The 218-nt window shown below is 64.2% G+C and carries 1 protein-coding gene; it reads right to left on the bottom strand.

The window, feature by feature from the left end; all coding sequences use genetic code 11:
• A partial coding sequence (locus O7A60_RS31925) for a PfkB family carbohydrate kinase (RefSeq protein ID WP_337109617.1) occupies positions 1-218 on the bottom strand: 218 nt, incomplete at both ends.

Here is a 218-nt window from a genome sequence, read left to right as displayed (position 1 = left end):
TTGCGCAGGTTCTGCCGTGGCCTTGGGCCGATCTGCTGGATCACCAATCCGGCCGCCAGTGAGCCAAGATCGCCGCAGGTCTGGAGGTCGCGGCCCTGTGTATAGCCATGCAGGAAACCGGCGGCGTAGAGGTCGCCGGCGCCTGTCGTGTCGACCAGTTCCTTGATGGTGGTTGCCTTTATGACCACGGTCTCGTCGCCGCGTACGATGACCGAGCC

The organism is Mesorhizobium salmacidum (SeqCode), from assembly GCF_037179605.1.
In the GTDB taxonomy this organism is placed as follows: Bacteria; Pseudomonadota; Alphaproteobacteria; order Rhizobiales; family Rhizobiaceae; genus Mesorhizobium; species Mesorhizobium salmacidum.
This window is presented reverse-complemented; position numbering and strand designations above follow the sequence as displayed.